This window comes from Halopseudomonas sp. L-58 (genome assembly GCF_056859475.1).
In genome coordinates this window covers 1-4,864 of record NZ_JBSXON010000011.1, presented here as the reverse complement: position 1 = coordinate 4,864, position 4,864 = coordinate 1, and the positions used below count along the sequence as shown (strand labels likewise).

General features: G+C 63.9%; 5 protein-coding genes. 4 read left to right on the top strand and 1 reads right to left on the bottom strand.

The window, feature by feature from the left end:
• Nucleotides 1-313 precede the first annotated feature (313 nt).
• From AC13EY_RS00345 to AC13EY_RS00335, 3 genes are read left to right on the top strand one after another with little or no spacing between them, the layout of a single operon-like run.
• Nucleotides 314-1,111: a TatD family hydrolase gene (locus AC13EY_RS00345; RefSeq protein WP_482875913.1), complete on the top strand. Its 798-nt coding sequence runs from the start codon at nucleotides 314-316 to the stop codon at nucleotides 1,109-1,111.
• Nucleotides 1,112-1,145: 34 nt separating this feature from the next.
• On the top strand, nucleotides 1,146-1,616 hold the full coding sequence (locus AC13EY_RS00340) for a hypothetical protein (protein WP_482890386.1): 471 nt from the start codon (nucleotides 1,146-1,148) through the stop codon (nucleotides 1,614-1,616).
• 12 nt (nucleotides 1,617-1,628) lie between these two features.
• A complete protein-coding gene (locus AC13EY_RS00335) occupies nucleotides 1,629-2,447 on the top strand; it encodes an SDR family oxidoreductase (protein ID WP_228245399.1) in 819 nt (272 codons plus the stop codon).
• Here the strand turns inward: AC13EY_RS00335 and AC13EY_RS00330 are convergent, their stop codons facing one another.
• Entirely contained in the window at nucleotides 2,448-3,479 is a 1,032-nt protein-coding gene (locus AC13EY_RS00330) for a Leu/Phe/Val dehydrogenase (RefSeq protein WP_482875917.1), read from the bottom strand.
• 111 nt (nucleotides 3,480-3,590) lie between these two features.
• Between AC13EY_RS00330 and AC13EY_RS00325 the strand changes: the two genes are divergently transcribed.
• Nucleotides 3,591-4,448: a Tim44 domain-containing protein gene (locus AC13EY_RS00325; protein ID WP_088274618.1), complete on the top strand. Its 858-nt coding sequence runs from the start codon at nucleotides 3,591-3,593 to the stop codon at nucleotides 4,446-4,448.
• Nucleotides 4,449-4,864: the final 416 nt, after the last annotated feature.

The following is a 4,864-nucleotide window of genomic DNA, read 5'->3' as shown; positions in this document are numbered from 1 at the left end:
CGAAGAACGCTGGCCGGAAATTGAATTCCGCGCGACGCGAGAGCATCACTGAGCCGCTACGGGGCTCAGCTGTAACCCTCAACGTGCAAGGAACACCCGTGCGGTCACCAGCTGCGCGGGTAGTTTGAGCGCACTGCAACTGCAAACGGCCGCGATAACTTCCACCGCACTCGCGCAGGGCCCACAGTCTGTCCTCGCTTTTCGCTTTTCGCTTGTAGCTTGTAGCTTGTAGCTTGTAGCTTGAGGCTTGCAGCTGAGCCGCGCAGCGGCTTCCAGCTTGCAGCTCGCTACGCGTAAGCGTAGCGTTCCCCCCATGCCCTACATCGACACCCACACCCATCTCAACTTCGCTGCCTTCGACCCTGATCGCGATCAGGTGTTGAGCGACTGCGCGCGCCTGGGTGTCGAGCGGCTGGTGCTGCTGGGAGTCACGCAGGGCAACTGGGATCGAATCTGGCAGCTGTGCCGGCAGCACGACAATCTGTTCGCCGCCTTTGGATTACACCCGATGTTTATGGACGAGCACCGTGACGGGCACATTGGCGCATTGCAGCAAATACTGGCAGAGCGGCTGGACGATCCGCGCTGCTGCGCCGTTGGCGAATACGGGTTGGACTACTGGGGCAAGAACGCAGACCGCAACGCCCAGCAGCAGTTGTTCGAGGCGCAGTTGCAGCTGGCGGTCGATTGCCGTCTGCCCAGTTTGCTGCACGTGCGCCGCGCCCACGCCGATGTGATCGCCACACTCAAGCGCTACCGCCCGGCGCGCGGCGGCATTATCCATGCTTTCAGCGGCAGCCCGGAAGAGGCCCGCGAGTACCACAAGCTGGGCTTCAAGCTGGGCCTGGGCGGCGCCGCCACCTGGCCGCAGGCAACCCGGTTGCGTCAGACCATCGCGCTGCTGCCCGGTGAGCAACTGGTGCTGGAAACCGACTCGCCCGACATGGCGCCGGCCTTCCACGCCCACCAGCGCAACAGCCCCGCACTGCTGCCACAGATAGCCAAAGAGCTGGCCGCCCTGCGTGGCGAATCACTCGACGAGTTCAGCGCCCGGTGCTGGCAGAACAGTTGCGAGCTGTTTCAGTGGTCGCCGCCAGCCCTCCCGGCTTGATAGAGTTATAGCCTGTTCCAAGGAGGACCAACCCATGCCCTACGGCATAGCCCTGTTTCTGATCTGGCTGGTACTGCTGTTGCGCTTCCCGCGGGTGATGCTGCCGGTCAGTGCCGTCGTTGCAGGCCTTGCCCTGCTGCTTGGTGCGATCATGGGTGTGCTGCAGTGGCAGCAAAGCCAGCGCATCGACCATCTCGCCTTCGACCTCAGCTATCAGCCCGACAGCTGCCCGTTCGGCCAGCCGCTGGCGGTCCGCATTCATAACGGCGGTGAGCTGACCGCACGCAATATCAGCTGGCTGCTGTGGGTTAACCAGCCCGGCTACAACTCCAACCTGGTCGACGTTGCCAGCAGCGATCAACGCTTTACCCTCGGCCCCGATCTGCTACCCGGCGCCGATACCCTGGTCTGCTACAGTCTGGCGCGGCTGCGCCGCGGCTACCGTGAATCCGAGCTGCAATACCGCGCTGATGCGGTGCGAGCCGACTTTATCGAAGAACAATAAGGAGCCCCACCCATGACCCAACCCGTCGCCCTGATCACCGGCTGTTCGTCCGGCATCGGTCAGGCTTTGGCGCTGGCCTGCCTGGACGCCGGCTATCAGGTATTCGCCGCCGCGCGCCGTGTCGACACCCTGACCCCGCTGACTGACAAGGGCGCCATCGCCATCGAACTCGATGTGAATGACGCCGCCCAGCGCAGGCAGTGTGTCGAGCAGATTCGCGAGCAGGCCGGGCGCCTGGACCTTTTGGTCAACAACGCCGGGTACGGTGCCATGGGGCCAATCATGGATGCCGATCGCGAGACCCTGCTGCGCCAGTTCGACACCAACGTCTTTGCTCCGCTGCAACTGGTTCGCGACAGCGCCGAGCTGCTGCGCACCGCCAAGGGCCTGATCGTCAATATCGGCAGTGTGTCCGGCGTCACCACCACGCCGTTCTCCGGCGTGTACTGTGCCTCCAAGGCGGCGCTGCATGCGATTTCCGACGCGCTGCGCATGGAGCTGCATCCGTTCGGCATCCAGGTCATGACGGTCATGCCGGGGGCCATCGCCTCGGACTTCGGCAATAACGCCACCGCGGCGATAACCATGGCCGACAGTTCCTGGTTCAAGCCCTGGGAAAAAGCGGTACAGGCCCGCGCCAAGGCCTCGCAAAACGCCCGCTCAACCAGCGCGAAGGACTTTGCCCGCGAGCTGCTCGGCTACATCGGCAACCCGGTGCGGCCGGAGAACGTGCTGATCGGCTCCGGCGCGCGCAGCATGGTGCGCCTCAAGCGCTGGCTGCCGACATCGATCCTCGACAAGCGGATGCGCCAGCGCTTCAAGCTGGAGTAATCAGAGCGCGTCCTCGTCGTAGAGCAACTGCTCCGCCTGCCGGTCGGCCACTTCGGCAGGCGAGCGCCCCTGCGCAAGGCTCTGTTCTAAGATCGAATCGAGCCGGCTGCCGATATTCCTGATCCGCCCCGCAATGTCGCCGGCCGCAACGCCCCGGTGAGTCAGCGCGACATGCAACAGACCACCCGCATTGATGACGTAGTCGGGCGCATACAGAATCTCGCGCATCCGCAACTGTTCGCCCAACGCTGGCTCGACCAGCTGGTTATTGGCGGCGCCGGCCACCACCGCGCAGCGCAGCCGGGTGATGCTGCGCTGATTGATGACGCCGCCCAGGCCGCAGGGTGCAAACACATCACAGGGCGCCTCGTAGACGGCATCCGGGGCCAGAGGCTGGGCGCCGAGTTCCTCTTCAGCCAGCCGCACCCTGCCCTGATCCAGATCGGCCACCAGCAGCTCGGCGCCCTCGGCCTGCAGCAGCTGTGCCAGCGCATATCCCACATTGCCCAGCCCCTGCAGGGTGACGCGCACCCCATCGAGCGATTCCTGACCGAGCCGCGCCCGCACCGCCGAACGTATCCCGGCCAATACGCCGAGCGCCGTGTGCGGCGAGGGGTCACCGGCATGCGTAGTGCTGGTCACGTGGGCGGTTTGCTGGGCAATGCAGTCCATATCGGCACTGCTGGTGCCGCTGTCCATCGCCGTGATGTACCCCCCACGCAGCGATTCAATACAGCGGCCAAAGGCCTCGAACAGCGCGGCCCGATCGGCAATGTGCGGCTGACGCAGTATCACCGCCTTGCCGCCGCCCTGGTCCAGCCCCGCCAGCGCTGCCTTATAGCTCATGCCGCGGGCCAGACGCATGGCGTCAGCCATAGCGTCGTCGACACTGTTGTAGGCGAGATACCGGCACCCGCCAAGCGCCGGGCCCAGACGCGTATTGTGGATCGCAACAATGGCTTCGAGTCCGGTCGCCTGGTCGGAAAAGAAGTGCAACCCTTCCATACGTTCGGCACGCATCGCTGTAAACATGTACGCTCTCCCGCTTTCTTCGGTTGTCTGAAACAACCATACACACTAAACCCGTTCCTTGCCTGCGCCTCTTTGGCAAACTTGGGATCCCCTGTATTCGGAGGTTATTACATGCGTTGGTTGTTGCCGTTTTTTACCGTGATGCTGATGGTTGTTGTCAGCACACCTGATGCCGAAGCCCGCCGCATGGGCGGTGGCAAGAGTTTCGGCAGCGCGCCGACCCACCAGAGCGCACCCGTTCAGCGTCAGGCTGCACCGCGCGATCAGCAAGCGGCTCCCAACCGTCAGCAAACCGCTGCGGGAGCAGCCACCTCCGGCGCCAGCCGCTGGCTGGGCCCGCTGGCCGGTATCGCCGCAGGTGGTCTGCTGGCGTCCATGCTGTTCGGTGACGGCTTCGAGGGCATTCAGCTGTTCGACATTCTGCTGTTCGGCCTGATCGCCTTTGTTCTGTTCAAGCTGTTCAGCCGCCGCCCGCAGGCCGCGCAGCAGCGCCAGCCGCAATGGCAGCCGGCCGGCGGAGCGCCCATGCAGCGCGAGCCGGTGCAGAACTGGGAGCCAGCGCATACCGCACAGCCCGCTGCCGCTGCGCCGATTGACGCCCCGGCCTGGTTCGACGCCGAGGTATTCCTGCGTGGTGCCAAGGAGCATTTCTATACCTTGCAACGCCACTGGCGTGACGGCGACAGCGCCGGCATGGCCGAGTACCTGAGCCCCGAGCTGCTGCAGCAACTGCTGGCCGCACGCGAGGAATCGCCGCCAACCGCCAATGGCTTCGTCGACGAGCTGACCGCGCGTCTGGACGGCGTCAGCCAGGCCAACGGACGCACACTGGTAACCGTCAGCTTCAATGGCCTGGACCGAGACAGCGCCGAAGACGCAGGCCAGTGGTTCGATGAAAGCTGGGCGCTGGAACGCGCCGATGGCGACAATCAGCCGTGGATTATCACGGGAATTCGGCAGAACGGCTGAGCGCGCCGCAGGCGCGCGCTCAGCGGCAAGCGGCAAGCGGCAAGCGGCAAGCGGCAAGCGGCAAATAATGTGCTCGCCTGCTGGGCCGTCAAATGATTCCTGAAAGACTTTGACGCCATTGCCCGCCCCAAGAAAAAACCGCGCGATTAGCATCAGCGCGGTTCAGACTGCTGACGAACCCCGCATTTTCGCGGGGTTTCGTTTTTCTGGGACGCTTGCAATGATTTTCCCTGTGTTGACTGATTCAGCCTGCGAAGGCACCAATTCCCTCCGAGTAGCTGCACTTTTGGCTTCGTAGCCAAGTGCCGCGTCTTATCCCGGACCGCAGGCGTAAAAGCACTGCCAGCAGGCGGGCAATCTTCTTCATGTTTTGGCAGGCGGCTGCCAATAGGCACTGTTTCATTACCTTGCGCAGA